The following is a 26,327-nucleotide window of genomic DNA, read 5'->3' on the forward strand; positions in this document are numbered from 1 at the left end:
GGTGGGGGTCCGGGACGGTGCGGGGAGGCTGTGCGAGGGATCACGTTGAGGTCTGGACCATTACTCTGTCAATACCGCTTCTCCCGGCCCCGCACGGTTGTCGGTGGTATGCGTCAGAATTGGACTCAGGGCCAGCGCACGATTTATCGAGGGGCATGTATGTCCGGACTGATCGACACCACGGAGATGTACCTCCGCACCATCCTTGAGCTGGAAGAGGAAGGCGTGGTACCGATGCGCGCCCGGATCGCGGAGCGGCTCGATCAGAGCGGTCCGACGGTCAGCCAGACCGTCGCCCGCATGGAGCGGGACGGGCTGGTGCAGGTCGCGGGCGACCGGCACCTGGAGCTGACGGAGGAAGGGCGCCGCCTGGCGACGCGGGTGATGCGCAAGCACCGGCTCGCGGAGTGCCTGCTGGTCGATGTGATCGGCCTGGAGTGGGAGCAGGTGCACGCGGAGGCGTGCCGCTGGGAGCACGTGATGAGCGAGGCGGTCGAGCGGCGCGTGCTCGAACTGCTCCGGCACCCGACGGAGTCGCCGTACGGGAACCCGATCCCGGGCCTGGAGGAGCTGGGCGAGAAGACCGAGGCGGATCCGTTCCTCGACGCGAGCATGGTGAGCCTGGCCGATCTGGACCCGGGCGCCGAGGGCAAGACGGTGGTGGTGCGGCGGATCGGTGAGCCGATCCAGACCGACGCCCAGCTGATGTACACGCTGCGGCGGGCGGGCGTGCAGCCCGGCTCCGTGGTGAGTGTGACGGAGTCCCCGGGCGGGGTGCTGGTGGGCAGCAGCGGCGAGGCCGCGGAGCTGGTGTCCGAGGTGGCGTCGCACGTCTTCGTCGCCAAGCAGCAGTAGACGGAAGGCAGTAGACGGAAGGCAGTAGACGGAAGGCAGTAGACGGAAGGCAGTAGACGGAAGGCAGTAGACGGAAGGCAGTAGGCAGTAGGCGGAAGGCAGTAGCCGAGCGGCCGGCCGCTCGGCCGGCGGATGAGCCGGGCCCGGTGCCGTGCGTGTACGTACGCGCGGCACCGGAGCCCGTTCCCCCCCTCTGGCCGACCCGGGGCCCCGAGCGCCCGGGGTCGTCCCCCCTTCACGGACCGCCCCTCCCCGGGCGGCCCGTCTCCCGGAAGAAGATCTCCCCTCGGCCACGCCCGGCAATCCCAGGGGGTGGTCACTCGAACGAGGGGTGTTAAGGGCGAGAACCCCGTTTTCGAATAAGAGTTCGATACTCTGGATGGTGCAGCGAACCGACGACCAATGACCGAGGCCGAGGCCGACTCAGGACCCGAAGGACCGAAGGGGGTGCCGGGACAGTGGAGCAGCGCCTTGATGTGACCGGAGCGGACGGCGTACGCCTCGCCGCCTGGGAGTTCAGCGATCCGACGAGCGCGGGACCGGCGCGTACGGGACCGGCGCGTACGGGACCGGCGGGCGCGGCGCCGATGAGCGCGGGGTCGGGCGGTCCCGGCCGGGATTCGGCCGTTCTGCTGCTGCACGGCCTGATGGGCCGCGCGTCGCACTGGGCCGGTACGGCCCGCTGGCTGGCCGGGCGGCACCGCGCCGTCGCCCTCGACCAGCGGGGCCACGGCCGCAGCGACAAGCCGGCCGACGGCCGGTACACCCGCGAGGCGTATGTGGCGGACGCCGAGGCCACGATCGAGCAGCTCGGCCTCGCGCCGGTCACCCTGATCGGCCACTCGATGGGCGCGCTCACCGCCTGGCAGCTCGCCGCCCGGCGGCCGGAGCTGGTGCGCGCCCTGGTCATCAGCGATATGCGGGCGTCCGCGCTGGGCGCCGCGTCGCAGCGGGAGTGGCGGGACTGGTTCCGCGCCTGGCCCGTCCCCTTCGCGACGCTCGCGGACGTACGGAAGTGGTTCGGCGAGGAGGACCCCTGGGTGGAGCGTCCCACGCCCGCGCGCGGGGAGTTCTTCGCGGAGGTCATGGCCGAGCGGGCGGACGGCTGGGCCCCGGTGTTCTCGCGCCGCCAGATGCTGAGCGTCCGCGAGACCTGGGTGCATGACGCGCACTGGGAGGAGCTGGCGCATGTCCGCTGCCCCACCCTGGTGGTCCGGGGGCTCGACGGCGAGCTGGGGCGGGCGGAGGCCCAGGAGATGGTGCGCGTACTGCCCCAGGGGCAGTACGCGGAGGTGAGCGACGCCGGGCATCTCGTGCACTACGACCGGCCGGACGCGTGGCGGGCCGCGATAGAGCCGTTCCTCGACGGGGTTGTCGCCGCCGCGCGGTCCTGACGTACGCACCTGCCCTCGCACGCCCCCTTCGTACCTGTCCGCGCCCCGCGCGTACCTGTTCCCGCGCGGCCTCTCAGCCCTTGCTGACCGCCGTGAGGATCTCCGGCAGCCGCCAGGCCGTCGGCGGGGCCGCCAGCCGCAGGCCGCCCCAGGCCACCAGCGCGCCGTACACCGCGCCGACGGGCAGCAGCAGCGACGACCACTCCGCCGCGCCCGCCGCGTGGATCCAGAGCGTGAGCCCGAGCACCGGGGCGCAGAGCAGGGCGGCCCCCAGCATGCCGCCGAAGATGGAGATCCAGGCCAGCGCGGCCTGCCCCGGCACGACGTTCTTGAAGCCGCTGTCCTGCGGTATCGAGTACGGGAAGCGGGCCGAGGCCACCGCGCCCGTCGCCAGCATCGCGCCGAGCAGCGCGTAGGAGAGCCCGAGCGCCTCCGGCAGGGGCCGCCAGTCACCGAGCACGGCCGCCGTCACGACGGTGACCAGCGTCGAGTACGGGAGGATGATCACCAGCATGGCCAGCGCGCGGGCGCGCAGCTCCAGATAGGCGTCCCGGGGCGAGGAGATCGTCAGGGCGACCATCCAGAAGGCCGAGGTGTCCTGGCCGAACTGGTTGTACATCTGGATGCCGAGCATGCCCGCCGCGAAGCACGCCAGATAGATCGTGCCCGTGCCCTGGAGCGCGTTGAACACCGGCACGATCAGCCCGATCGCCAGCGCGGTCACCCACGCCGCCTTCGTCTTCGGATCGCGCCACACATAGCGCAGGCTCCGCCCGGCCACCGCGCCCGTACGGCCCTCGCCGGACAGCAGCCGCGCCATCCCCACGCCCCGGCCGGCCGCCGCCGACTCGCGCCGGGACGGCCCGGCCGTCGCGAGCGTCGAACTGTCCGGGGCCGTCATCAGCTTGACCAGCGACCGCCGCCACGCGTACAGCAGCGCCGCCAGCGCGCCTGCCGACAGCAGCAGTTGGGCCGCCGCCCGCCCGTACGCGCCCTCGCTCGCCGACTCCACCGCGCCGATCGCCGACGCGGGCGGCAGCCACCGTACGGTCTCCGTCACCGGATCGAGCGCCGCGAGGCCGCCCGCGTCGCCGAGGCGCTGGGCGCCGAAGTTGACGAGCTGGAAGCCGATCGCGATCACCAGCCCGCTCAGTACGGCCAGATCGCGGCCCTTGCGCGAGGTCAGCAGCCGGATGTTCGCTGTCGCGACGGCGCGCGCCAGCGCCACGCACACCAGCAGCGTCAGCGGGACGGCGACGACCGCGACGGCGACCGCCGCCGCTCCGTACGCCGTCGCCACCGCCGAGCCGGTCAGCAGGAGGAACGTGAACAGGGGCCCGATGCCGACCAGCGACGCGGCGAGCAGCGCGCCGACGAGCGGGCGCGGGCGCAGCGGCAGCATGACGAGCCGGGTCGGGTCGAGCGTCTCGTCACCGCTGGGGAAGAACAGCGGCATCACGGCCCAGCCCAGCGCGAGCAGGGCCGTGAGCAGCACGGTCAGGGTGCCCGCGTGCGTGCTGCCGCGCAGCAGGACCAGGCCGGCCAGCTGCGCGGCCGCGAGGAGCAGCGTGCCGATCGCGCCCAGCACGTAGACGACGCGGCGTCCGGACGACTGGCGCAGCCCGTTGCGCAGCAGGGAGAGCTTGAGCCGGACGAAGACGGGCGCGAGCGCGCGGGCGGAGTCCGGGGCGGCGGGGGTGGCGGGTGTGGGCGATGCCGCGGCCGTGACCGGCGCGGCGGGGGTATGCGATGCGTCCGGCGTGCGTGGCTCACTCATCGGGCGCCGCCGCCCAGCCAGTCCAGCCGTTCGCCGGTATCGCGCTCCCGCGCGCCCACCAGCTCCAGGAACGCGCTCTGGAGCGACGCGGCTTCGCCCCGTACCTCCGCCAGCGTGCCCTGCGCCCGGATCCGGCCGCCCGCCATCACGGCGACCCAGTCGCACAGCGACTCGACCAGCTCCATCACATGGCTGGAGAAGACGACGGTCGCGCCCGAGTCCGTGTACCGCTCCAGAACGCTCCGGATGGTCTGCGCGGAGACCGGGTCGACGCCCTCGAACGGCTCGTCCAGGAAGAGGACTTCGGGATTGTGCAGCAGCGCCGCCGCCAGCCCGATCTTCTTCCGCATCCCGGTCGAGTAGTCGACGACGAGCTTGTGCTGCGCGCCCGCGAGGTCGAGTACGTCGAGGAGCTGGGTGGCGCGCTTGTCGACCTCGGCGCCGGGCAGCCCCCGCAGCCGCCCGGTGTAGCCGAGGAGTTCACGCCCCGAGAGCCGCTCGAAGAGCCGCAGCCCCTCCGGGAGAACCCCGATCCGCGCCTTGACGGCCACGGGGTCGCGCCATACGTCGTGGCCCGCGACCCGGATCCGTCCCTGATCGGGGCGGAGCAGTCCGGTCACCATCGAGAGGGTGGTGGTCTTCCCCGCGCCGTTCGGGCCGACCAGACCGACGAACTGGCCCGCGGGCAGGTCGAGATCGATCCCGGCGACGGCGATCTGGCCGCCGAAGCGCTTCCACAACCCCTCTACACGTACCGCAGGCTCGACATGTACCGCGGGCTCGGCGGGCTCGGAGGGGAGGGGCCGATCCTGGTTCTGGTCCGGCATGACGGCGCACTGCCTTTCGGTGTCCCTTACAGCTGAAGGACCACCTTATGTACGGCGTGCCCGTTCCGCGGCGGCTTCGCGTCCGCACGCGTACGCCAGCGGGCTGATCAGCTCCTCGGCGTCCGGCAGCCAGCGGTTGGCCGGGGTCGGCCGGCGGGCCCACTGGACCGTGCCGCCGATCGCCCGGGTCGGCGGCGCCGCCACGTAACAGCCCTCGCCGCGCGCGACGAGGTCGAGCGACGAGAGCGACCAGCCCAACTGCCGTACCAGCCCGTCCAGCTTGGCCGCCGCGCCCGGCAGTACGAAGAACAGCATGCGCCGGCCGGGCGTGCGGGTCACCGGACCGGGGGCCACCCCCAGCCGCTCCATCCTCGCCAGCGCGAGGAAGCCGGCCAGCTCCGGGACCTCCAGCGCGTCGAAGCCGCGCCCCGTGGGCAGCAGGAGCGAGGCGTCCGGCCGCTCCGTCCACAGCCGGCGCGCGGAGACCGCGCTCCCCGTCGCGAGCCCCACCCAGTCGGGGCCCGTCGCGTGCGCCCCCGGCTCCGGGCAGTCCGCGCGGCGGCACGAGCAGCGCTCCCCGCCCGCCGCGCCCGCTCCGCCGGTCGTCGGCTCCAGCCAGGTGCCCGGGAACACGTCCCAGTGCCGCTCCTCCGCGTACCGCACCGCGCTGTCCAGCAGCGATTCGCCCCGCTGCCCGGGGATCCGTACCGCACCCGGGACGCCCGTGACGCCCGGGACGCCTGTGACTCCCCGGGCGCCGGGGGCTCCTGAGGTCCTGCCCGCTCCGCCGGCTGCTCCACCTGCCGCGCCGACTCCGGCGGCTCCGGTGGTTCCGGTGTGCCTGATGGTCTTCTCCGCGATGATCTCTTCCACGCTGAGCACAACTCCCGCCGCCCCGGCCGGTTACGGGCGCGCGGAGGCGCACCGCCCCGCGCCGGTACCGCACATGGGGCGCATGGAGGCATGTGCGGGGGCGCTCGGGAAGGAGTGGAGCGGTACGCGGGTAACCAACCCCGGTGGTCCGACAACATATGGGCAGCACAAGGCCAACCGGCCGTCTTTGAAGGAAGTTTCAGTAAAGTCATCGAATTTTTCCGTTATTACCGAACATGCGCATTCTTCGTACACTCGCCGGGCAGTGATCACTGAGTCGACCACTGCGGCTTTCAGGGGGTATCCATTGGCAGCCAGGCCACTCGTCGCGCGCCAGCCGAACGAACGGCTCCAGGCGCTCATTCAGGAAGCCGGGTGCTCCAACGCCGGGCTCGCCCGGCGCGTCAACATGGTGGGAGCGGAACGCGGACTGGATCTGCGGTACGACAAAACCTCGGTCGCCCGCTGGCTGCGCGGACAGCAGCCGCGCGGCCGGGCCCCGGGCGTCATCTCCGAGGCGCTCGGCCGCAAGCTGGGCCGCGCGGTCACGATCGACGAGATCGGCATGGCGAACGGGAAGAATCTGGCCTCGGGCGTCGGCCTCCAGTTCTCGCCGACGGTCATGGGCGCGATCGAGCAGGTCTGTGAGCTGTGGCGGAGCGATGTGGGCCGCCGCGACTTCCTGTCCGGCTCGGCGGTGGCGTCCTCCGCGCTCGTCGAGCCCAGCCGGGACTGGCTGATCACCGGCGCGGACCCGGCCGTGGCGCGCAACACCGGTGCGCGGGTGGGTGATTCGGACGTCGACGCGGTCCGGGCGATGACGCGCGCGCTGATCGATCTCGACCACCGCTTCGGCAGCGGCCATGTCCGGCCGGTCGTCGTCCACTATCTGAACAGCGTGGTGGCGGGCCTGCTCGCCGGTTCGTACCGGGAGCCGGTCGGCCGCAGGCTCTTCGCGGCCGTCTCCCGGCTCACCGAGCTGGCGGGATACATGGCGGTCGACACCGGCCAGCCCGGCCTCGCCCAGCGCTACTACATCCAGGCGCTGCGGCTCGCCCAGGCCGCCGGCGACCGGGGGTACGGAGGATATGTACTGGCCGCGTCCATGAGCCATCTCGCGGCGCAGCTGGGCAATCCGCGGGAGATCGCGCAGCTGGCCCGGGCCGCGCAGGAGGGCACCCGCGGGCAGGTGACCCCGCGCGCGCAGGCCATGTTCTACGCGGCGGAGGCCCGGGGACACGCGCTGATGGGCGACGCCCACACCTGCGAGCTGGTGGTGGGCCGGGCGGTCACGGCGCTGGAGCACGCGGGGGACATCGGGGAAGGCGCCTCGGGCGGCTCCGGCGGCGCGGGGTCCAGGTCCGGGGCGGGTGACGATCCCGACTGGATCGCGCACTTCGACCACGCCTATCTCGCGGACGAGCTGGCGCACTGCTACCGGGACCTCGGCCGCCCCGAGATCTCCGCCCGGTACGCGGCCGAGTCGCTGGCGGGCCACCCCGTCTCGCGGGCCCGCCGGCGCGCCATCGGCTTCGTCCTGCTGGCCACGGCACAGGTCCAGCAGCGCGAGGTGGAGCAGGCGTGCCAGACGGGGACACGCGCGGTGGAGCTGCTCGGGACGCTGCGGTCGAGCCGGGGCGCGGAGTATCTCGACGATCTCCAGCAGCGGCTGGAGCCGTACGGGGACGAGCCCGCGGTGCGGGAGTTCGGGGCGCGGCTGGAGATTCAGGCCGCGTGAACTTTTGGTGGTGACGGGACGGGACACAGCGGCGTAATTCATCTCTGACGGTGGCGTGTCGCAGGGGTGAGTTGTTATGGAACGGATGTATGTGGTCGAGCGGCTCTGTTCACCCGGTAGCGTGAACCGCTGATTCGGCAGATGCAGAGGTTCCACCCGTTCCACACGTAGGAGTCCCGGTGACGCAGAGCGGACAAGGGGACGAGCCGCGGAATCCCGCGGCTCGGCCCGCCCACGAAGGCGTCGTGCTGCCCAGCGACGGCAGCGGGCCCTGGATCCCCGGATCCACCCCGGACGCCGACGCTCCGGACCTGAGGGCCGCACAGCCGTACGCGCCGCAGCCTGCGACGTACGGGCAGCCACCGGCGTACGGGCAGCAGTCGTCGTACGGGGAGCAGCCGTCGTACGGGCAACCGCCTGCGTACGGGGAGCAGCAGGGCTACGGGCAGCCACCGGCGTACGGCGAGCAGCCGGCGCCGTACGCCCCGCAGCAGTCGTACGGCGAGCTGCCGGAGCTGTACGGGCAGCAGCCGCAGACGTACGGTGGCGCGCTGCCGCTGCCCGAGCAGGGGCAAGCGCAGGGGCAGGCCCCGGCGCAGACTCCGGCACAGGCCCCGGCTTCGCCGTCGTACGGGCAGCAGTCGTACGGGACGCCGCTGCCCCCCGAGGCGCCGCCCGTGCCGCCGTTCGCTCCGTCGCACGCGGCGCCGTTCACGCCGCCGCCGTCCGCACCGGTGCCGGGCAGCGCGGACGCGACGCAGTATCTGCCGCCGATCCCGTCGTCGGGCGCCATGCCGTCGATGGGCGCGATGCCGCCGATGGGCGGCCCCGGCGGCCCGGACGCGGACGCCACGCAGTTCATCCCGCCGATTCCGGCCGGTCCGGGTCTGGGCCCGGGTCCGGGTCCCGGCATGCTGCCGCTGGAGGCGAACGACGCCACCCAGTTCCTGCCGCCGGTGCCCGCCCAGGGCGGCGGCTCCGACGCGGACGCCACGCAGTTCATCGCACCGATCTCCGCGACGGGCTCGGCCCCGTACGACATCCGTCCCGGCGCCCAGGGGATGTCCGGCGCCCCCGGCGCGCAGAGCTTCTCCGGTGACCCGGGCGAGCGCCCGCCGCCCGCGGACTTCGACAACCTCTTCCGCGCGGACGGCCCCGGCGCGACCCCGCCCTCCGTCCCGGGCGGAGTGCCGGCCGCGGCGCCGACCCAGCAGATGCCGAAGTTCGACCCGGCGGCCCAGCCCTACGCGCAGCAGCCGCGGCCCCCGCATCAGCACCAGCAGCAGCCCGCGCGTTCGCGCACACAGCGCCACGCCGACGCCGGTTACGCGTCGCCGCCCCCGGCGCCCGGGCGTGGTGCCGTACGCAAGAAGTCGTCGCGCGCGCCGGCGATTGCGGCCGTGGGCGTCGGGATCGTCGTCCTCGGCCTGGGCGCGGGCGCGCTGATGGGCGGCGGCGGGGACAAGAAGCAGGACAGCAGCGGCTCGGTCGCCGCGGCCTCCTCACCCTCCGCGGCCGACTCCGCCTCCCCCTCGGCCTCCGAGCCGCCGGCCTCGTCACCGGCGCCCGATCCGATCGAGACCCAGGCCAAGGCGCTCGACACGCTCCTCGCGGACAGCAGCAGCAGCCGCGAGTCCGTGATCAAGGCCGTCGACTCCATCAAGTCCTGCCGCGATCTCGACCAGGCGGCCACCGACCTGCGCGCCGCCGCCGTGCAGCGGCGCGGGCTGGTCACCCGGCTGGACGCGCTGACCGTCGACAAGCTCCCGAACCACACGGAGCTGACCTCCTCCCTCACCGACGCCTGGCAGGCGTCGGCCTCCGCCGACGACCACTACGCGGCCTGGGCCGACCAGGTCAACGGCAAGAGGGGCTGCCGCCGCGGCCACGCCCGGGTCACCAACGACACCGCGCAGGGCAACCGGGCGAGCGGCGAGGCCACGGTGGCGAAGCAGAAAGCCTCCGTCCTCTGGAACGGCATCGCGGACACCTACGGCCTTTCGAAGCGCGCACCGACGCAGCTGTAGGAAGCAGCCGAAGGCTGGAGGTTGCCGCGCCACTGCTTCGCGACGTCGCTCTAGAACATCGGCCAGTTACGAGAATTACCCCGGCGGATTTATTTTTTATGGGTCGAGACTTCGGGTCTCCAGGGCACCCTCAACTCGAACAATGAAATCTACAAGAAGTTGAACGGAAAGGGTCGAGGAGTTCCGCACCCCTCGACCCTCGCCGCCGCCGGTGACACCCTTCAGAATGTCACTCTCGGTGTTGCCCTTTACCGCAGTGCCCGCACGGATCGGCGGCCCGGACCGGAAGCGTGTTCAGCCCGATGCCGAAGTACCTTTTGTAGATCTCGATCAGCTCCGCGTCGGTCTCGATGTCCCGGACACGCTCGCTGCCGTTCTCCTCACTGGTGAAGCGGGTGCCCTTCAGGGAGTACCTGCCGCTCTCCGTGGGCCGCACACAGACCGGCCTCTTGGTGAAGGGCGATTCCGGGGAGGTGCGGTACCACCACAGCACGGCTTCGCCGTAGTCCTCGTCCCGGGCCCTGGTCTCCATGCGGTACAGCAGCCGGCCGTCGACCGAGACGTCGATGTCGCCCTCTTCGGCCGCGGTCAGCAGATAGGTGCCGTGCGGATCTCCCTGCGGTGTCCGCAGGTCCAGACGCAGGGGCCGTCTGCTGTTGTTCGAGTGGCCGACGTCGACCAGCCAGACCGCACTCGGTGTCCGCACCCGGAGCGCCATGTGGCCGGTCCGCCGGTCCGGGCCGGCCGCTCTGTGGATGCGCCCCCAGATGGTCTCGACCTGGTATCCGAGCCCCCGCAGCAGCAGACCGAAGGCGGAGTTCAGCTCGAAACAGGATCCGCCGCGGTGATCGTCCACGACCTTCCTGACCGCGTCCATCGAGTGGCCGATCGGCTCGCCGGTGTAGAAGGCGATCGTCTCGAACGGGACGGACAGCACGTGCCGCTCGTGGAGGCGGCGGAGGCCGTCCGCGTCCGCGCGTCCCGGTCTCGTCGCACCGATGCGGTCGAGATAGGCGTCGATCACATGTTCGTCCATGGTTCTCATGGGCTCGGCTCAAGCAGTTCCGCGTCATGGGCGAAGAGGTCCGTCAAGGCGCCGAGAGCGTCGACGACGGTCGTGTCACCGTCCGGTGCGTGGAAGCTCCGGGCGGCGCCCGCCGACATCTGCTGGACCATCAGGGCACGTGGGCGTCTGGCGTGTTCGTACCTCCGCAGCGCGCCCGCCGGGTCGGTGGGATCGCCGCCGGCCAGGGCCGACGCCAGGGCGAAGGCGTCCTCGATGCCCTGGTTGGCGCCCTGCGCCATGAACGGGAGCATGGGGTGGGCGGCATCGCCGGCCAGCGTCGTCCGGTGGGTGCTCCACGGCAGGTCGGCGTTCCTGGTGTGCAGTGCCCAGCGGGTGACGGACTCGGCGGCGGTGATCAGGGTGTGCAGGGCTTCGTCCCAGTCGGCGAAGGCGGCGGCGACGTCCGCCACCTCGCCCGGTTCGGACCACGATTCCGCGTGCCACTGCCGCGCGGGCAGGGTGGCCACGAAGTTGACCAGCCGGCCCGCCGCGACCGGGTAGCTGACGAAGTGCTTCCCTTCCCCGGACCACAGGGTCGACCGGGGTTCGCCGAAGAACGACGGCAGGCGGTCCGTCGGCACCAGCCCGCGGTGGACGCTGAGCCCGGAGTAGACGGGTTCGTCCCGCACACGCCCCTGCCGGACCCCGGACCGGATGCCGTCCGCACCGACGACGACGTCCGCCCGGGCCGAGGTTCCGTCGGTGAACCGGATCTCCACGCCTTCCGGCGTCTCATCCAACGACTGGCATGCCTTGCCGAACCGCACGGTTCCCTCCGGCACCGCTGAGGCCAGCAGGCTGTGCAGGTCGGCCCGGGTGAGCAGACAGTACGGCGCACCGAACCGGTCCTCGCAGTCGTCCAGGGGGACACGGCCCGACAGCGCGCCCGTCTCCCCGCTGCGTACCTCGATGGCCGTCGACCGCACCGCCACGCGGGAGAGGGGGTCCGCCAGACCGAGCTGGTGCAGGAGACGCGTCGCGTTGGGCGCGAGCTGGATGCCCGCGCCGATCCGGCCGAACGCCGGCGTCCTCTCGTAGACCTCGCAGTCGACACCGGCCCGGCGCAGCGCCGCGGCAAGGGTCAGGCCGGTGATGCCCGCTCCGACGACGGCGACATTTAAGCTCTTCGTTCTCTGTACCAAGGAAGGTCACTTCTCCAGGCAGAATTCGTTGATCGGGTACCCCACGTGCCGGTCGGCCGAGGGCAGGTATCCCAGGATCGTGTCGCCCGGCTTGAGTTCGGTGCTGTTGAGTACGGCGCCGCCGGGGCCGAGGACCCGGACGTGCCAGTCGTCCTGAAGGATCAGGTTGACCGCCTGCCCGTTCGGGGCCACGGCGTCGACGGAGATGAGCGGACGGCTCTCGATCTTGACCCGCCCCACGGTGACGACACGGGTCCGGCCCCGCACGTCGACGGCGATCACCTTGCTGCCCGACTTCAGCTCGCTGAGGTAGTGGGTGCGCTCGTGCTGGGACAGGGTGTACGAGTGGATGGCACCCGCGTTGACCCGGAAAGGCCGGGTCGGCATGTACGGCAGCGGGTGGGTCTCACTGACGCACAACACCATCCCCTTGGAATGCGAACCCACCAGGATGCCCTCGTCCTCGCGGAAGTAGGTGCAGGTGTCGACGCATGCCCGCTCCCCCATTCCGACGTGGGTGGTCTCGGTGACGGTGAGTTCCACCAGGTCCAGACTCGGGCTGTCGACCACGGAGGCGGCCTTCAGTGCCGTCGCATCACCCACGGCCTTCGGGGCGAGCATGACGCCGTCGGCGCCGTGCTCCAGCACACCGAAGATGATCTCCGCCTCCTGCACGTCGTGCGCGACGGTGATCAGGCTGCCCGTCGCCTGCGCCGCGGCGGCGATGACGATCTCCAGCGGGATCTTCGTCGGGTCGCGGAACAGAACCAGGCTCCACGGGAAGGTGCGTGCCGCCTGGCAGGCATCCTCCAGCGTCGGCTGGTCGGTGACCTCGACGAACCGGCCGAACTCCACCCCGGAGTGCGCCGCGGCCAACTGCTCCGGCGACGCCTGCTCGTCGGGACCGACGATGACGATGTCGGTCTGCCCGAGTTCGGCCGGCAGCCCCGACCCCTTGGGGAACAGGACCTTCTTCACCGTCGGCGGCAGGCCGTCGAAGTCGGCGGCGCTGTCGGACACCAACCCGTCGACCCGTTGGTGCAGCGCTTCCTCCAGAATCGCCGCCTTGTTGTCGGCGGTACGGATGTCAACCCAGGTGAGCTTCACGGCGGTGCCCCTTCTGTTTCCCCGCGTGACCGTCCGGGGAAATCGCGCTGAATGCGGTCGGGCCCAACTGAAGCCCTGTTCTGAACTCGGCCGGAGCCGGCGGCAGCAGGCCCCCGTGCACCCGCTCCGCGAGCCGGCGGGTGAGCAGGCCCGGATCCGGGCTCTCGAAGATGTTGCGCCCCATGGCCACACCCGCCGCGCCGCCCAGCAGCACCGCGTCGACGAAGTCCATGAGGGCGTTCTGATCACCCGCCCGTGGTCCGCCGGCGGCGACGACCGGCACCGGCGAGGCGGCCGTGATCTCCCGCATGCTGTCGGCGGACCCGACGAAGTAGGTCTTCACGATGTCCACCCCGAGTTCGACGGCCAGGGTGACGGCGTGCGCGACGAGCGCGGGATCGGTCGGATCGGCGACCTGGGGGCCGCGCGGGTACATCATCGCCAGGACCGGCACGTTCCAGCGGTCGCAGGCATCTGTGACGGCCGCCAGGTCGGCGATCTGCCGCGCCTCCTCCCGCGAGCCGACGTTCACATGCACACTGACCGCGTCCGCCCCCAGCCGCAGGGCCTCCTCCACCGTCCCGACGAGCACTTTGCCGTCGGGGTCCGGCGCGTGCACCGTACTGGCACTCAGATGGACGACGAGCGACAGCTGCTTGAACCAGGCCGGGTCGACGAACCGGATGTTTCCCTTGTGCAGTACCACCGCATCCGCGCCGTTGACCGCGAGTCGCCCGACCAGTGTGTTGAGACCGCTGCCCCCGCCGGGAATGGGCCCGTCCGTGAGCGAATGGTCAAGAGGAACGATCACCGTTCGCTGGGGATTCTTTCGAAACAGTCGATTGAGTCGTATACGACGCGCAGTGGAACCGCCATGTAACGGCTTGCTCATCATTGCCTCTCATGCCTCGCCAATTTGCAGGCAGGAGACACGTTAGGGCTGCAACTTCATTCCGGTCAACGGGTGCACCTTATGCCTGGCCGCATGTCCATGAGCTTTGCCCCTGCGGCCATTCCGCCGGTATTCGCGTGCACCGTTCCTTGACAGCCCCGGAAACCCATGTGAATCTCCTAACCCCAGTGCGTGAATCGCCCTGCGGCCCATTGAGAAAGACCTGTATATGTTACAGTCCCCCAGCCCGATTTCCGCTTTCATCAAGCTCGGCCGGCTGAAGTTCCTGTTCGAGACGATGGTCATCGTCGCTCTGGGCGTCACTCTCGCCGTGGCCGACGAAAACCCCTTCGATCTGCGCTGGTACGTGGTCGCGATGGTGTTCGCCTGGGTCACCCACCTCATGACGCACTACTGCAACGAATACTTCGACCTGGACGCCGACCGTGCGAACGCGGCACCGACCGAGTGGACCGGAGGCAGCCGCATTCTCGTCAGCGGGCTGCTGCCGCCGAGCGTCAGCCTTTCCGCCGCGTTCGTGCTGCTGTTCGCCGGGGTCGGTCTGCTGTCGGTGATGCCGGACACGACGGCACGGCTCCTCGGCGTCGCCAGCATGGCCCTGGCCTGGTTCTACACGGCGCCACCGCTGCGCTTCAACTACCGCGGCCTCGGCGAGCTGGCCGCTTCCGCGGTGAGTTACGCACTGGGCCCGCTGCTCGCCTACTACCTGCAAGGGCAAAGAGTTTCGCCGCTCGCCCTTTCGCTGATCGGCATCGTCTTCGCGCTTCAGTTTCTGCGGCTGCTGACGATGAACCTGTTCGACAGCGCCGGAGACCGGGCGGCCGGCAAACGGACACTCGCGGTGGTGCTGGGCGAACGCCGGCTGATCGCGACGTACCGCGGCGGGCAGGTCCTCGTATACCTGGCTGTCGCGCTGCTGGCGGTCCTTCAGGTGATCCCGGCACTGGTCGCCGTGTTGCTGCTGCTCACCGCGGGGATTCCGTTCTGGGTGGGCAGGAATATCCGTACGGCGACCCTGCCCGACAGTGCCCGCAGGGGCACCGTCACTTTCTGGGCGTCCTCGCATTTGCCCCTGTGCACCATCACCGTCTTCCTCGGCCTGCTCGTCGACAGGTCCATGACGGGATCATCCGTCTCCACCGTATGGCTGGGTATCTGCGCGGGGACCACGCTCGCCTTCGGGCTTCTGCTGGTGCATTCGCTCGGCCGGGACGGTCGTCAACGCCGGCCCGCCACCGTGACATCGCAACCCGCGCCCTGACGGGAAGCCCCCCGAGAGGAACAATCCGATGATGCCCCACACCGATACCGGGCCGGACGCTGCGGCCATCCTGATACGCGCCCGCGATCTCGTCCTGCCGGAACTGCGCACGGCCGTCGCGCGACTGGATCCCGCGTTGGGCACGATGGCCGGCTACCACTTCGGCTGGAACACCGCGGACGGCCGCCCGGCCACGGCCCACCCGGGCAAACTGCTCCGCCCCGCGCTCACCGTGCTGGCGGCCGAAGCGGTCGGCGGACTCGGCGCGTCGGTCACCCGGGGCGCGGTGGCGGTGGAGCTGGTGCACAACTTCAGCCTCATCCACGACGACATCATGGACCGCGACGAACTGCGGCGGGGCAGGCCGACGCTGTGGCGGTGCTTCGACATACCGTTCGCCATCATGGTCGGCGACGCGCTCCACGCCCTGGCCTTCGAGTTACTGAGCGAGCAGGACAACCAGCGTGCGTCCCAACTGCTCGGTGCCGCCCTGCGCGACCTCGTGTCCGGTCAGGCCCGGGACATGGAGTTCAGCGGCCGGTCGTGGCAGTGCGGCGACGCCGTCACGGTCGGGGTCGACGAGTACCGCGAGATGGCGATGGCCAAGACGGGTGCGCTGATGTCCGCGGCACTCTCCATCGGCGCCGAACTCGGCGGTGCGCGACCGGAGGTCGTGGCCACCTTCACACAGGTCGGGCGGCATCTGGGACTCGCCTTCCAGTGCGTGGACGACATTCTCGGTATCTGGGGCGACGAGGCCGTCACGGGCAAGCCGGCGCTGGGTGATCTGCGCGAGGGCAAGCGCACCCTGCCGTTGCTCGGCGCCCTGGCCACGCCGGACGGCGAGGAACTCGCCGGGATCCTCGCCGGATCCGACCTCGGCGACCCGGATCTGCGGCACGCCGCCAAGGTGATCGAACGGGCCGGCGGTCGCGCTCTCACCGAACGGGAAGTGGACCGGCAGATCGCGCTCGCCCGCGCGCTGCTGGCCGAAGTCCCCACGGAGGCGGCAGTCCAGGCCCGGTTCGACGCTCTCTGCGCAGCCGCTGTCCGGAGGGTCCGATGAGCACGGAGGAGACCCTGACCGGTCAGGTCGACGCGGCCGTGGCGTCGAGTGTCGCCGCGCTACTGGCGGCACAGGACGCCGACGGCGGCTGGCCGAACCCGCGCGCGTCCTCGGTGCCGTGCACGGCCGCCGCCCTGGTGGCCCTGCACCTCGTCGACCGGCCGAACTCCGCCGACCTGGTCAAGGCCGGCGTTGAATGGCTGATGGGGGCACGCAACGCCGACGGCGGCTGGGCCACCATCGCCGGCCGCCCGACCGACTTCGCGGCCACCTCCGCGGCCATGGCGGCGCTGCACCTGATCGCGCCGCAGGAGTCGGAGGACGCCGTCCGTACCGGGTTCGAGGTGCTCGAACGCTGGGGCGGGGTGGCCGGCTATCCGGACCCGGCCATCACCCAGATGGCAGGCCTGGCCTTCTCCCTCGCCGACCTGTACGACGCCGCGGACGTACCCCGGATGCCCACGGAAATGCTCCTGCTGCCGGGCCCGCTGCGCCGCCGGGTGCTGTCCTTCCTGACGGTGCCCTTCATCGCCCACGTGCTGCTCCAGGCGAAGCAACGCCCGGGCAACGTGCTCACCCGCGGGATCGACCGGGTCACCCGTCCCGCGGCGCTGCGTCTCCTCACGGAGATCACCGAACAGGAGGGCGGTGTCGGCTCGTTCGGCGCCGACCCGTGGCTGTCCGCACTGGTCGCCACGGGACTCTCGGTCAACGGACTCAGACCCGATCTGGTGGAAGCCGTACTCGGCTACCTCCGGATGACCGTGCAGCCCGACGGATCGTGGCAGACGCTGCACGGGATGCAGGTCGAGAAGGTCGAGGTGACCGGTCCCGCCTATGTCGTCTCGGCCCTCGGCACGGCCGGCCTCGCCACCGATCCACGCCTGCGCCGCGCCCGTGCCTGGCTGGGTGACTTCCAGCAGCAGAAGGGCTTCCCGGCGTACGACTGCCCGCCCGGCGGCTGGACGTGGTCCGGCGCACAGGGCTGGCCGAACGTGCTGGACTCGCTCGCGGTGCTCAAGGCACTCGCCCAGGACGAGAACGACGCCGCCGCGGCGCAGCGGTTGCGGACGGGTGTCGACTGGCTGCTCGAACGGCAGGACCGGCGCGGGACGTGGAGCACGTTCGTCCGCAACAGCCTGCTGCCCGCCGACGGCCCGTGCCCGTTCAGCACCGCCGAGGCCGCGCTGCTCCTGCTGGACCTGAACAAGGGAGCCGACCCGCGCGCGGACCGCGCGATCCGGTGGCTCCTGCGGCATCCGAACCCCGACGGGTCCTACTCGGCGACCTGGCACCGCGGCGGTGTGGCCGCCACCTCGGTGGCCTGGCGGGCGTTCTCCCGCGCCGGTCTCGCCGGCCATCCGGTGGCCGGAAAGGCACGGCAGTGGTTGCTGAACGCCCAGCAGCCGGACGGCTCCTGGGGCACCCCTGAGGAGACCGGGTGGGCGCTGCGCGCCCTGGTCGGCACAGGCGCCGAGGACTCCACGCGCCGCGCCGCCTCGTGGCTGGTGGCGAACCAGCGCCCCGACGGCAGCTGGCGGCCCGGCGAGTCGGGCGTCTACATACGTGACCATGTGCACTACCCCGACCATATGATCGCGCAGGGCCTCGTCCTGGAAGCGCTGGTCGCCTACCGCGACGAGGAAAGCCGATGACCTACGACGTGGTGGTGTGCGGCGCCGGTGTGGGGGGCCTGCTGTGCGCCCACGCCCTGGGCGCGCGAGGTCTTCGCGTCCTTCTGCTGGAGAAGCTGAGCGCACCTGTCCCGCTGGCCAAGGGTGAGGTTCTCCAGCCGAGTTCGCTGCCCATCCTGCGCGAACTGGGCCTACTGCCCCGGCTCGTCGAGCGGGGCGCGGTGGAACTGAGCCGCCTGGTGGTGCGCGGCGCCGACGGCGCGTCCCTGCTGGCGTTCGACTACTCCGGACTGGAGGGGAGCGACCGGACGCTGCTCGCGCTGGACTACGCCGAGATCCTCGACGTGTTCGGCGAAGCCCTGCCGGAAACGGTGACCTGCCGACGCGGTGCCACGGTGACCGAGTTGCTGCGCGACCCGGCCGGGCGGCGGGTCACCGGCGTGGGCTTCACCGCCCAGGGAGACCACGAGAGCGCGATCGCGCCCTTGGTGGTAGCTGCGGACGGCGTCTCCTCCCGGCTGCGCAAACTCGCCGGAATAGCCGCACAGCCGGTCAGGTACGGCCACCGTCTGGTGTCGTTCGAGCTGTCCGGAGTGGAGAGTCCGGCACCCGAGGTGACCGCCTACATGACCCCGGGGGGCCTGCGCCTCTTCTACCCGCTGCCCGGCGACCGGGGCAGGCTGTACGTCCAGATGGCCCCGGAGTCGTTGCGGCGGATGAACCGGGCCGAGCCGGCCGAGTGGTGTGCCGCCGTCTGCACGGACACCGCCCCGCTGGCTCCGTTGCGCGAGCGGCTGCGGAACTGCGTCGGCACCCGGCAGGTGCACACGGTGTGGCGCTTCAGCGCGTCCCGTCTGACCGTGCCCGGCATGGCGCTGGTGGGTGAGTCGGCGCACTCCGTGCATCCGATGGCCGCGCAGGGCATGAATACCGCCATCGCGGACGCCCGCACGCTCGCCGATCAGTTCACGTCCGGTCCGCTCGCACCGGACGCCGTGGACGACGCGCTGGTCCGGTACGAGGCACAGCGCGGCGCGTGGATCCGGCACATCGACCTGATGAGCCACGACGCGACCAGAATGGTCACCAGCACGTCGCGGGCCGGGAGGGCCTTCGGGCGGCATGTGCTGCGGAGGATGGGCGGCAATCCCCGGCTGCGCCACATCGCCACCCACAACCTCGCGGGCTACGGCATGCGGCCGTTCACCGTGCTCGACCGGCTGCACCAAGTGGGTCTTCCCGACCTGCGGTCGGCCCCCGTATGAGGTCCGGTACGGTCCGCTCCGGCAACCGCACCGTGCACACCGTCTCCACCTGCGGCCGGCGGCCTGTGTCCACAGACAGGTCGGCTGCCGCGCTACCGCGACGGTCCGCCCAGGAAGTCGGCCACGTTCACGAAGCCCTTCCGCTGCGCCACCAGCCGTCCCTTCCGTACGACTTGGAAGGTCACATCGCCGTTCACGATGCGCGGGAAGCCCGGGGTGCCCAGCATGTCCTCGTAGCGCCAGCGCAGCGGCGGGGTGAGGCCGCCCGTGTCGACCTCCGCGCCGTGGTCGAGGGCGTTGGTGAGGGAGCCCGCGGTGATCTTGTCGGTGCGCAGGGACTCGATGACCGAGCTGAGCGCCGTGTACGCGATCCAGGTGGTCTGCGCGCCCGGGTCCGCCGGGTCGATGTCGTCGTCCCCGAAGGCGTACTTCTCGATGACCTCGCGCATCGGCTGCCACGCGGGATCGCTCGCGGGCGGGTACCAGCCGGTGAAGTACGCGCCCTCGAAGGGGCCGTTCTTGCCGCCCGTACGGTCGATGAGGGACTGGCCGACGCTGCCGAGGACGGAGGAGACACGGATGGTCCGGCCATCGGCGGGGACACGGCGGTAGGAGTCAAAAAACGTTTCTGTACGGTCGCCGAGCACGGCCGTCACACAGCCGCCGTCGCCCGCCCGCCCGCGCGCCTGCTCCGCCGCGCCCGCGTACGCCGTGGCGCTCTCGGGCGCGCGGATATCGGCGGCGCGGGCCCGGCGGCCGGTGGCGAGGCCGGAGTCGAGCAGATCCGCGAAGTCGTCGCCGGTGGTGGTGTCGGGCCGGACGAGCGCGGTCCCGGCGCAGTCGCGGGCGAGCTGCCGCCCGTTGCCCGCGAGCAGCGTCGCCTGACCGCCGTTGACCGGATACGACATAAAGCTGGTGAACTCCTCGGCGGCGATCCCGTAACCGCCGAGATACGGGATGGCCGCGGCCTCCAGCGGCGCCATGAACTCCCGGCCGTGCTGGCTGTACGAGCCGACGACCGCCACCGCGTTCGCCTTGACGGCGCGCCGCGCGCAGTCCGCCGCGTGCGCCGGGTCGTTGCGTTCGTTGCAGGTCAGGACCCGCAGCTCATGGCCGTCGATACCGCCGGCCGCGTTGACGTACCGGGCGTACGCCTGCGCCATGGCCGGCATGCCGGGCCGGTTGGTGGCATCGGTGCCGCTCGGCGCCCAGGTCATGACGGTGACCGGGGCGCGGTCGCCGTCCGAGCCGCCGGGCAGCGCGCCGCACCCCGCGACGAGGGAGGGGACGAGGAGCAGCGACACGCTGGCGAGGGCTGTGCGGAGCCTACGTACGGTCATACATGCGCACACTTCCGGCCCCGGGGTAACACTGGGCTGTGCGGTGATCAACTGTCGGTTACGGGAAGGTGAATTGCGGGGGCCCGGTGCTCCGCGCCGGCGCGGAACGTACGTAAAGTCGACGACTGTGCAGCAAGGTTCCGAGAACTCTTCCCGTCCCGCCCGTCGCTCCCCCACCATGGGCGGCATGCCGCTGAATGACATGCCGTGGTGGCGCTGGCGCAGCAACGTGCGCTCGGCGCTGCACATGCTTTCCGACCCCGTCTTCCACCAGGAGTGCTGGCTGGCCGGCCTCGAAGGATACGGCGACGTCACCGACGCCGTGTACCGGCTGGTCGAGGACACCTGGCTGGACAACTGGTCCGCCGAGAAATACGTCGGCACGATCTTCCGCGACTCCGGCGAGGCCGCGCTCGTCGATGTCGCCGTGCTGCGGGTGCTGCGGATCATGCACCAGGTCGGCGCGGACGCGCCGGTCTCCGCGTATCTGGAGCACCACGGCTGGCCGGAGGCGGTACGGGCGGCCCGCGAGGCCCACGTACGGCTGGCGGTGAGCGACGGGGACGACCCGGACACGGTGCCGCAGTCGCTGGACGCGCTGCGGATGGTCACCCGGTCCGGGTGACGTGTCCGCCGTACGGGAGAGGATCACGCCCCCGGCACGGATGTGGGATCCTCTGAGGTCATGAGTACCGCCCCGCAGCCACCTGCCGCCGCCGCGCCCCCCGCCCTGTCCGACCAGTACGTCCTGACGCTGTCCTGCCCGGACAAACAGGGCATCGTGCACGCCGTGTCGAGCTATCTCTTCATGACCGGCTGCAACATCGAGGACAGCCAGCAGTTCGGGGACCACGACACGGGCCTCTTCTTCATGCGGGTGCACTTCTCGGCGGGCGCCCCCGTCACGGTGGAGAAGCTGCGGGCGAGCTTCGCCGCGATCGGTGACTCGTTCCGTATGGAGTGGCAGATCCACCGCGCCGACGAGCGCATGCGCGTGGTGCTCATGGTCAGCCGGTTCGGCCACTGCCTGAACGACCTGCTGTTCCGGGCCTCCATCGGCGCGCTGCCGGTGGAGATCGTGGCCGTCGTCTCGAACCACCAGGACTTCGCCGAGCTGGCCGCCTCGTACCACATCCCGTTCCACCACATCCCCGTCACCAAGGACACCAAGGCCGCCGCCGAGGCGGAGCTGCTGGAGCTGGTACGGGCGGAGCGGGTGGAGCTGGTGGTGCTGGCGCGCTATATGCAGGTCATCTCGGACGATCTGTGCAAGCAGCTCAACGGGCGGATCATCAACATCCACCACTCCTTCCTGCCGAGCTTCAAGGGCGCGCGCCCCTACCACCAGGCGCACGCGCGCGGTGTGAAGCTGATCGGCGCGACCTCGCACTACGTGACGGCGGATCTCGACGAGGGCCCGATCATCGAGCAGGAGGTCCAGCGCGTCGGCCACCAGGTCACGCCCGACCAGCTCGTGGCGATCGGCCGGGACGTGGAGTGCCGGGCGCTGGCGCGCGCGGTGAAGTGGCACGCCGAGCACCGGATCCTGCTCAACGGGCACCGTACGGTCGTCTTCGGCTGAGGCGTAACGCCCACTTGACCTTCCGGTCCGGCGATCAGAGGCGGCTCAGCGCCGCCGCCGCGAAGAGCACGTCCCTGATCGCCTCCCGGTCGCCCTCCTGCCCGGCCGCCGCGTCCTCCGGCGGTACGTGGCCCGCCACCAGCTGGCAGAACTCGACGGCGTCCAGCGCCACCGAGCCGACGGCCCGCTCGGGCACGGCGAGCGCGGCCGGGGAGTCCAGCGCGATGTACCAGTCCCCGCCGCCGGGCCCCTCCACCTCCAGATGCAGCGACCGGCCGGGCGCGCCCGCCGCCACCAGGTCCTTCGCCGGGCCCGCGAGCCCGCTGCGGCGGCGCTGGGCGAGCGCCGCGGGCAGCAGCCGGGCCGCCAGGTCGACCATCTCGCGCAGATGGGCGCCGCAGGGCGGGTCGTACGGATAGTCCACCGCCTCCGCGATGTCCGCGCCGTGCACCCAGCACTCGAAGGCGCGGTCCAGCAGCGCGTCCCGCAGGGGCAGCGCGAACTCCCCGTACGAAACGGACAGTTCGGCGACGCCCCGGCCGGCGAAGGAGACCGTACGGATGAGGGTGTGGCTCTGCTCGCGCCACGGTCCGTGGAGGGTCCGGGAGGGCAGCGGGTGCGCGCCGCCGTCCCGGCCGCCGCCGGTGTCGGACGGGCCGGTGCCGGGCAGGCCGTCGTGCCAGAAGGTTTCCGTACGGGCGGTGGGGTCGGTCGAGGCGTTGGGGCCGAGCGGGTCGTCCAGCCCGAGGGCGGCGGTGACCAGACCGTCCACGGACATGAGATGGCCGATGACACCGGCGACCGTCGTCCGGCGGGAGGCGGCCCGTTCCGCTTCGAACCACTTGAGCTTGACGGGCGCGTGCCACTCCGTGTCGCGGATGTCCCGGAGCAGCGCGTCGAGCCGCGCGGTCTCGGCGTCGTACGGGGACGCCCACTCGGGCACCGGTATCCGGGGCGGACGGGCGCCGAGGCAGCTCTCCAGGACGCGTGAGCGCAGCAACGGGTCCAGATCCAGGTTCTGTTCGGTGTGGAGAAGGCCCACGGCGTCGCGCAGCCGGAGCGCCTCGTCGGCGCAGGGGGCGCACTCGGTGAGGTGGTCCTCGACGAGGGCGGTCTCCTCCGCCGAGCAGGCGGAGAGCGCCCAGGCGCCGAGGAGGGAGGTGAGCACGGTGTGGGGAGGCCGTTCGGCCGGAGGTTCCGGTTCCGGTTCCGGACCCGAGCCCGGTTCCTGCTCCGGTTCGGTGTCCGGCTCCGGTTCGGCGTTCTGTTCCGGGTCCGGTGGCAGTCGGGGTGCGAGGTTGGCGAGGTTCGCGAGGTGGCCGGGATGCTCCGCGGCCGGCCGTGGGCCCGGTATCCGCGAGTGGACCGCCCGTTCGTCCGGCTCCCCGCCGTCGTGGTGGCCGCCGTCCAGGGGGCCGGTCATCGCGCGCGTCCGATCCCGGGGGGTGGGCTGCCGTCGCGCGGGAAGTCCTCGCCGGCCCGGGTGTTGGCCGTCGAGAGCAACTGGAGGCCGAGCCGCAGCCGGCGCCGGGCCTCGTCCTCGGTGACGCCGAGGTCCGCGGCGGCCTGGCGGTAGTCCCTGCGCTGGACGTACGCCAGTTGCAGCGCGTCCCACAGCGGCGGTGGCATGGACCTGACGATGTAGTCCGCGCGGGCGGCGGCCGCGACCCGGCGTATCTTCTCCTCCAGCTCGGCCAGCTTCTCCCGCGAGGTCTCGCCGCTCGCCTCGTACGCCGCCGCCTCGGTCCGCCGGAGCTGTGCCACGGCCAGCTCCTGTGTGACGTTCGCCACCCAGGAGCGGATCGAGCCCCGCTTGGGGTCGTAGGTGTCCGGGTGCTCCCAGAGATGGCCGAAAACCTCGCGGGTGATCCGCCCGGCCGCCTCGTCGTCGTCCAGCACCCGGTGGGCGAGGCTGTGCACCAGCGGCGCGTACTTGTCGTACAGCTCACCGAGCGCAGCCGCCTCGCCCCGGGCCATCCGCTGCTGCATCCTGCGGTCCCAGCGGGGAGGACTGTCCTTCGCCATACGACCCCCTGCTCTGTTCTGTTCTTCCGCGCTCTGTCCCGCTGTGCGATCCGACCCTGCTCACCCGTGTGACACCGTCGTGTCCGGGCCCGTCCGTTACCCGAATGTAGTGGGCCACGCCGACAACGCACGCTCCTTTGAGGCAAGTGCGCCCCCAGGGCCGTCCGGCAGGGTAGGGGACGGCGAAGCTGGGTATCCAGGTGGGTACGTTTCGCGGGAGTGACGCGGGGCAGTCGCCGCAGAGGGAAGGACGGCTTCCGGATCAGCCCGGTGGCCGGGCCCGAGGAAAGGTCCAGGCGCGTGACGCTCAAGGTGGAGGAGTCCGAGCAGGCCGGGTGGACCGTGCTGCGTGTCAGCGGTGAGCTGGACCTGCTGACCTCGCCGGAGGTCCGGCAGGGCGTGCACGACGCGGTGGCCGGGGGCCGGCGCGATGTGGTGCTCGATCTCTCCCGGGTGTTCTTCTGCGACTCCAGTGGCGTCGGGGTGCTGATCGCCGCGCGCCGGCTGCTGCACTCCTGCCGGGGCCGGCTGCGGATCGTCCTGCCCGCGCGCGGCGCGCACGCCGGAGCCGGGTCCCATGTCAACCGCGTACTCGCGGCGCTCGGTGTGCGCCGGCTCTTCGAGGTCTATCCCGATGTGCCGTCGGCCGTCGACGGGTCGTCACAACCGCTGTCCGCGTAACTTTTGGTGGTCTTTGGGACGACCCTTGCTCCACGGACCCCGCACAACCGGACCCACGCCGTCCGCTGTCGTCGTACGCTCCCGGCATGGACAGCGCAGAGTACGAGGCCAAGATCGCCTCCCGGTTCGAGGCATTCGACCAGGACGGCAGTGGCTCCATCGACCGTGAGGACTTCAGCGGAGCCGCGGCGGCGCTGCTGGCGGAGTTCGGTACGGCCGCCCGCTCCGACAAGGGGCAGGCGCTGTACAGCGGAGCCGAGGCGTTCTGGCAGGGCATGGCCGGTATCGCGGATGTGGACGGCGATCAGCGGGTCAGCAGGCAGGAGTTCGTGACCGGCGCGGTGAAGCGGCTGCGGGACAGCCCCGAGCGGTTCGCCGAGATCGCCCGCCCGTTTCTGCACGCCGCGATCGCCGTCGCCGACGAGGACGGCGGCGGGGTGACCCCGGCCGCGGTCGAGCGCGCGCTGCGGGTGCTCGGGGTGGACCGGGCGGCGGCGGAGCGGGTGGCCCGGGAGCTGGACGCGGACGGGGACGGCCGGATCCGGGAGGCGGACATCCTCACGGGCTTCGCCGGGTATTACGTGACGCCCGAGCCCTGAGGGAACCGTGCGCCGGTGTTGGTGCCGGCGCGGGTGCGCGGTGTCGGCGTCGGCGTTGGTGTCGGTTTCGGCGCGAGTGTGTGGTGTCGGCGCGTGCGTGTGTACGGCGCCGGTGCGTGCCTGTGTGCGGCATCGGTGCGTGTGTGCGGCGCCGGCACCAAAGCTCTGGCCCTAACCCTGCGATGCGTCACTGTACGTATCGGGCGCGGGAGTTGAGGTCGATACCGGGTTGTGTCCTTACGGCGGTCCGTCACAGGCCGGAGTCGCGCCGGGCTCCGGTACGCTCCGTTGGGTGCGAGAGCCAAGGCAGACCCGAGTGGGGTGCGGCGGTCGCGGTGCGGCCGGTCCGGCGGCGCCGGGAGCGGGCATGTGCGCCGCTCGCGCGCCCGAAGTGCGCCGTGCGCGCCCGCGTTCGACGCGTCGGGATGTGCGTCGCACAGTATGCACTACGCGTACTCCTTCGCGCTGGAATATGCCCGAAGCGCTTGTCGCGGTGACTGTATGTCAACCATGCTGTGTCGCAGGTACATCACGTTCAGTGATCCTGTTGAGGACCTTGTCGAGGCGCGAGGCGATGTGTCCGCCGGTTCGGATGGTGTGAGCGGTGCAGGTGCTTCAGATGCAGTTGGAGGTAGGACCCGATCCCGCGGAGGTGGGGCGGGCCCGTAGATGGGCGCGGTCGCGGCTCGTCGGTTCGGGAATGGACGGCGACGAGCCGGTGGCGGAGGCGCTGATTCTGCTCATCTCCGAGCTGGTCACCAACGCCGTGGTGCACACGGGCTGTCCGGCCGTGCTGCGGGTGCTCTTCGGCGCGGGCCCGGCCGAGGCCGACACCGTACGGGTTGAAGTGGCGGACGCCAGCGCGGTCCCGCCGCGCCCGCGGCACGCCGAGGGCGACGACACCAACGGGCGCGGGCTCGAACTCGTCGACTGCCTCGCCGACCGGTGGGGCTGGCAGCCGGAGGGCGCGGGCAAGCGCATCTGGTGCGAGATCGACCGCACCGCCAAGGCGCCGGAGGCCGCGACGGACACGTCCTCGACGGCGACCTCGTCACCGCCGACGACGGTGGAAACTTCCCCGGCTCCCCGCGACCCGGCCCCCCACGACCCGGCGCCGTGGGAGCCGACGTACACCGTCTATCCGTGGTGAACGGC

The 26,327-nt window shown here is 71.6% G+C and carries 23 protein-coding genes; 13 read left to right on the plus strand and 10 right to left on the minus strand.

Translation table 11 applies throughout. The features are described 5' to 3' along the window. Positions 1-159 precede the first annotated feature (159 nt). Both DVK44_RS19790 and DVK44_RS19795 read left to right on the plus strand, forming a co-directional pair. Entirely contained in the window at positions 160-855 is a 696-nt protein-coding gene (locus DVK44_RS19790; RefSeq protein WP_114660848.1) for a metal-dependent transcriptional regulator, read from the plus strand. Positions 856-1,313: 458 nt separating this feature from the next. Beyond that, complete coding sequence (locus tag DVK44_RS19795) at positions 1,314-2,249, plus strand: alpha/beta fold hydrolase (RefSeq protein ID WP_162793967.1); 936 nt, start codon at positions 1,314-1,316, stop codon at positions 2,247-2,249. Between the two features lie 73 nt (positions 2,250-2,322). Here the strand turns inward: DVK44_RS19795 and DVK44_RS19800 are convergent, their stop codons facing one another. From DVK44_RS19800 to DVK44_RS19810, 3 genes are read right to left on the minus strand one after another with little or no spacing between them, the layout of a single operon-like run. Next, entirely contained in the window at positions 2,323-4,026 is a 1,704-nt protein-coding gene (locus DVK44_RS19800; RefSeq protein WP_162793969.1) for a transporter, read from the minus strand. After that, positions 4,023-4,853 carry an ABC transporter ATP-binding protein gene (locus DVK44_RS19805; protein WP_162793971.1) on the minus strand — a complete coding sequence of 277 codons (831 nt, stop codon included), beginning with the start codon at positions 4,851-4,853 and terminating at the stop codon, positions 4,023-4,025. The genes DVK44_RS19800 and DVK44_RS19805 overlap by 4 nt, the downstream gene beginning before the upstream one ends. 45 nt (positions 4,854-4,898) lie before the next feature. Then, complete coding sequence (locus DVK44_RS19810) at positions 4,899-5,555, minus strand: bifunctional DNA primase/polymerase (RefSeq protein WP_181957652.1); 657 nt, start codon at positions 5,553-5,555, stop codon at positions 4,899-4,901. Between the two features lie 478 nt (positions 5,556-6,033). On the opposite strand from DVK44_RS19810, the gene DVK44_RS19815 reads away from it, so the two are divergent. Further along, positions 6,034-7,464: a transcriptional regulator gene (locus DVK44_RS19815; protein WP_114660850.1), complete on the plus strand. Its 1,431-nt coding sequence runs from the start codon at positions 6,034-6,036 to the stop codon at positions 7,462-7,464. A gap of 179 nt (positions 7,465-7,643) precedes the next feature. Next, complete coding sequence (locus DVK44_RS19820; RefSeq protein ID WP_114660851.1) at positions 7,644-9,491, plus strand: hypothetical protein; 1,848 nt, start codon at positions 7,644-7,646, stop codon at positions 9,489-9,491. A gap of 229 nt (positions 9,492-9,720) precedes the next feature. Here DVK44_RS19820 and DVK44_RS19825 read toward each other — a convergent pair whose 3' ends face one another. The 4 genes from DVK44_RS19825 to DVK44_RS19840 are packed head-to-tail and all read right to left on the minus strand — an operon-like array spanning position 9,721 to position 13,701. Beyond that, positions 9,721-10,527, minus strand: coding sequence for an arylamine N-acetyltransferase family protein (locus DVK44_RS19825; RefSeq protein WP_162793973.1), 807 nt, complete (start codon positions 10,525-10,527; stop codon positions 9,721-9,723). Between the two features lie 5 nt (positions 10,528-10,532). Further along, positions 10,533-11,699, minus strand: coding sequence for an FAD-dependent monooxygenase (locus tag DVK44_RS19830; RefSeq protein ID WP_114660853.1), 1,167 nt, complete (start codon positions 11,697-11,699; stop codon positions 10,533-10,535). Between the two features lie 6 nt (positions 11,700-11,705). Next, a complete protein-coding gene (locus DVK44_RS19835; protein ID WP_114660854.1) occupies positions 11,706-12,806 on the minus strand; it encodes a 3-dehydroquinate synthase II in 1,101 nt (366 codons plus the stop codon). Next, the gene (locus tag DVK44_RS19840) at positions 12,787-13,701 is read right to left on the minus strand and encodes a 2-amino-3,7-dideoxy-D-threo-hept-6-ulosonate synthase (protein ID WP_331461612.1); all 915 of its coding nucleotides are present in this window, start codon (positions 13,699-13,701) and stop codon (positions 12,787-12,789) included. The genes DVK44_RS19835 and DVK44_RS19840 overlap by 20 nt, the downstream gene beginning before the upstream one ends. A gap of 226 nt (positions 13,702-13,927) precedes the next feature. Here DVK44_RS19840 and DVK44_RS19845 point away from each other — a divergent pair, with 226 nt between their 5' ends. Genes DVK44_RS19845 through DVK44_RS19860 form a run of 4 tightly spaced genes read left to right on the plus strand, consistent with a single transcriptional unit; the run spans position 13,928 to position 18,945 of the window. Further along, complete coding sequence (locus DVK44_RS19845) at positions 13,928-14,980, plus strand: prenyltransferase (RefSeq protein ID WP_114660855.1); 1,053 nt, start codon at positions 13,928-13,930, stop codon at positions 14,978-14,980. 31 nt (positions 14,981-15,011) lie between these two features. After that, complete coding sequence (locus DVK44_RS19850) at positions 15,012-16,046, plus strand: polyprenyl synthetase family protein (RefSeq protein ID WP_228447271.1); 1,035 nt, start codon at positions 15,012-15,014, stop codon at positions 16,044-16,046. Further along, positions 16,043-17,701, plus strand: a complete 1,659-nt coding sequence (locus tag DVK44_RS19855; RefSeq protein WP_114660857.1) for a prenyltransferase/squalene oxidase repeat-containing protein — start codon at positions 16,043-16,045, stop codon at positions 17,699-17,701. The genes DVK44_RS19850 and DVK44_RS19855 overlap by 4 nt, the downstream gene beginning before the upstream one ends. Then, the gene (locus DVK44_RS19860; RefSeq protein WP_114660858.1) at positions 17,698-18,945 is read left to right on the plus strand and encodes an FAD-dependent oxidoreductase; all 1,248 of its coding nucleotides are present in this window, start codon (positions 17,698-17,700) and stop codon (positions 18,943-18,945) included. The genes DVK44_RS19855 and DVK44_RS19860 overlap by 4 nt, the downstream gene beginning before the upstream one ends. A 92-nt stretch (positions 18,946-19,037) precedes the next feature. Here DVK44_RS19860 and DVK44_RS19865 read toward each other — a convergent pair whose 3' ends face one another. Next, a complete protein-coding gene (locus DVK44_RS19865) occupies positions 19,038-20,285 on the minus strand; it encodes an ABC transporter substrate-binding protein (protein WP_114660859.1) in 1,248 nt (415 codons plus the stop codon). A gap of 178 nt (positions 20,286-20,463) precedes the next feature. Here DVK44_RS19865 and DVK44_RS19870 point away from each other — a divergent pair, with 178 nt between their 5' ends. Both DVK44_RS19870 and purU read left to right on the plus strand, forming a co-directional pair. After that, entirely contained in the window at positions 20,464-20,910 is a 447-nt protein-coding gene (locus tag DVK44_RS19870; protein WP_114660860.1) for an SCO4402 family protein, read from the plus strand. A gap of 60 nt (positions 20,911-20,970) precedes the next feature. After that, positions 20,971-21,867 carry a formyltetrahydrofolate deformylase gene (gene purU, locus DVK44_RS19875; RefSeq protein ID WP_114660861.1) on the plus strand — a complete coding sequence of 299 codons (897 nt, stop codon included), beginning with the start codon at positions 20,971-20,973 and terminating at the stop codon, positions 21,865-21,867. 34 nt (positions 21,868-21,901) lie between these two features. Here the strand turns inward: purU and DVK44_RS19880 are convergent, their stop codons facing one another. Both DVK44_RS19880 and DVK44_RS19885 read right to left on the minus strand, forming a co-directional pair. Continuing rightward, positions 21,902-23,290, minus strand: a complete 1,389-nt coding sequence (locus DVK44_RS19880) for a zf-HC2 domain-containing protein (RefSeq protein ID WP_114660862.1) — start codon at positions 23,288-23,290, stop codon at positions 21,902-21,904. After that, a complete protein-coding gene (locus DVK44_RS19885; RefSeq protein WP_114660863.1) occupies positions 23,287-23,892 on the minus strand; it encodes an RNA polymerase sigma factor in 606 nt (201 codons plus the stop codon). Before DVK44_RS19885 ends, DVK44_RS19880 begins: the two co-directional genes overlap by 4 nt. Positions 23,893-24,192: 300 nt before the next feature. On the opposite strand from DVK44_RS19885, the gene DVK44_RS19890 reads away from it, so the two are divergent. From DVK44_RS19890 to DVK44_RS19900, 3 genes are all read left to right on the plus strand, one after another. Beyond that, positions 24,193-24,573 carry an STAS domain-containing protein gene (locus tag DVK44_RS19890; protein WP_114660864.1) on the plus strand — a complete coding sequence of 127 codons (381 nt, stop codon included), beginning with the start codon at positions 24,193-24,195 and terminating at the stop codon, positions 24,571-24,573. A gap of 86 nt (positions 24,574-24,659) precedes the next feature. Continuing rightward, complete coding sequence (locus DVK44_RS19895) at positions 24,660-25,172, plus strand: EF-hand domain-containing protein (RefSeq protein WP_114660865.1); 513 nt, start codon at positions 24,660-24,662, stop codon at positions 25,170-25,172. Between the two features lie 604 nt (positions 25,173-25,776). Next, positions 25,777-26,322 (plus strand): ATP-binding protein, encoded by a 546-nt coding sequence (locus DVK44_RS19900; protein WP_228447272.1) that lies wholly within the window; start codon positions 25,777-25,779, stop codon positions 26,320-26,322. Positions 26,323-26,327 lie beyond the last annotated feature (5 nt).

Origin of the sequence: Streptomyces paludis (genome assembly GCF_003344965.1) — a bacterium.
Classification (GTDB): Bacteria; Actinomycetota; Actinomycetes; order Streptomycetales; family Streptomycetaceae; genus Streptomyces; species Streptomyces paludis.

What these genes read in the sequence shown, in the direction of transcription:
- DVK44_RS19790 (WP_114660848.1), top strand. Translation starts at nt 160, where the DNA reads ATGTCCGGACTGATCGACACCACGGAGATGTACCTCCGCACCATCCTT.
- DVK44_RS19800 (WP_162793969.1), bottom strand. Translation starts at nt 4,026, where the DNA reads ATGAGTGAGCCACGCACGCCGGACGCATCGCATACCCCCGCCGCGCCG.
- DVK44_RS19805 (WP_162793971.1), bottom strand. Translation starts at nt 4,853, where the DNA reads ATGCCGGACCAGAACCAGGATCGGCCCCTCCCCTCCGAGCCCGCCGAG.
- DVK44_RS19825 (WP_162793973.1), bottom strand. Translation starts at nt 10,527, where the DNA reads ATGGACGAACATGTGATCGACGCCTATCTCGACCGCATCGGTGCGACG.
- DVK44_RS19840 (WP_331461612.1), bottom strand. Translation starts at nt 13,701, where the DNA reads ATGATGAGCAAGCCGTTACATGGCGGTTCCACTGCGCGTCGTATACGA.
- DVK44_RS19845 (WP_114660855.1), top strand. Translation starts at nt 13,928, where the DNA reads ATGTTACAGTCCCCCAGCCCGATTTCCGCTTTCATCAAGCTCGGCCGG.
- DVK44_RS19850 (WP_228447271.1), top strand. Translation starts at nt 15,012, where the DNA reads ATGCCCCACACCGATACCGGGCCGGACGCTGCGGCCATCCTGATACGC.
- DVK44_RS19855 (WP_114660857.1), top strand. Translation starts at nt 16,043, where the DNA reads ATGAGCACGGAGGAGACCCTGACCGGTCAGGTCGACGCGGCCGTGGCG.
- DVK44_RS19860 (WP_114660858.1), top strand. Translation starts at nt 17,698, where the DNA reads ATGACCTACGACGTGGTGGTGTGCGGCGCCGGTGTGGGGGGCCTGCTG.
- DVK44_RS19865 (WP_114660859.1), bottom strand. Translation starts at nt 20,285, where the DNA reads ATGACCGTACGTAGGCTCCGCACAGCCCTCGCCAGCGTGTCGCTGCTC.
- DVK44_RS19870 (WP_114660860.1), top strand. Translation starts at nt 20,464, where the DNA reads ATGGGCGGCATGCCGCTGAATGACATGCCGTGGTGGCGCTGGCGCAGC.
- purU (WP_114660861.1), top strand. Translation starts at nt 20,971, where the DNA reads ATGAGTACCGCCCCGCAGCCACCTGCCGCCGCCGCGCCCCCCGCCCTG.
- DVK44_RS19880 (WP_114660862.1), bottom strand. Translation starts at nt 23,290, where the DNA reads ATGACCGGCCCCCTGGACGGCGGCCACCACGACGGCGGGGAGCCGGAC.
- DVK44_RS19885 (WP_114660863.1), bottom strand. Translation starts at nt 23,892, where the DNA reads ATGGCGAAGGACAGTCCTCCCCGCTGGGACCGCAGGATGCAGCAGCGG.
- DVK44_RS19895 (WP_114660865.1), top strand. Translation starts at nt 24,660, where the DNA reads ATGGACAGCGCAGAGTACGAGGCCAAGATCGCCTCCCGGTTCGAGGCA.